Origin of the sequence: Desulfovibrio piger ATCC 29098 (genome assembly GCF_000156375.1) — a bacterium.
In the GTDB taxonomy this organism is placed as follows: Bacteria; Desulfobacterota; Desulfovibrionia; order Desulfovibrionales; family Desulfovibrionaceae; genus Desulfovibrio; species Desulfovibrio piger.
Genome location: NZ_DS996383.1, coordinates 1 through 675, shown reverse-complemented (window position 1 = coordinate 675; position 675 = coordinate 1). Strand labels below are relative to the sequence as shown.

General features: G+C 56.3%; 1 protein-coding gene. It reads right to left on the bottom strand.

Annotation, left to right across the window (positions count from 1 at the left end):
* Positions 1-120: 120 nt before the first annotated feature.
* On the bottom strand, positions 121-675 hold a 555-nt coding region (locus tag DESPIG_RS12555; protein WP_006009586.1), incomplete at its 5' end, for an RNA-directed DNA polymerase.

Below are 675 nucleotides of genomic sequence, written 5' to 3'. Positions count from 1 at the left end.
TTCTCCCAAGCCCGCCGGTGGGGGCGTGGCTGCGCCCCCGCCTCTGTCAGCCCTCACTATGCCGGAAAAATCTGCGCAAAGCCCGGAAACAGCGCGCTCCATGCGAAGGATTTTCGCCCGTTATTCCTTGTCTTTTTCACTGTTTTTTACTAAAATCAGACTGTTCAAGGTGCTTTCCGCACTCTTCCATCCCTTGCAATGCCGCATGTATCCCGTAAAGGACGCGACGCAGCAACGCACGGTGTCTATATCTACGCGCCCATCCGCGTAGCATCTCGACAGGCCCGCAAACCTTTTTCTTGCCCGGCGCACGTTTCGCTTGCGCGGTAGCTTGTAGCCTGAAAAGTGCCGGTATCCGGCAAAATCCACGCCGTGGGAGGCCGGGAATACCCGTGTCTTGTTGTTCAGGGTCAAATGCAGCTCGCAGGCCAGGAAGTCCCGGATTTCCGCCAACAGCCGCCACAGCTCCGTTTTGTCTCCGTGCAGCAGAATGAAGTCATCCATATACCGCACATAATAGCGTACTCCCAGCGTATCCTTGATGAAATGGTCGAGTTGATCCAGGTACACGTTGGCAAGTAACTGACTTGTCAGCGCCCCCAGCGGCAAGCCCCGGTTCCCCTCGATACAGTCGGCTTCCTTTACCAGAACGCGCAACACGTTGAGCACATCTGG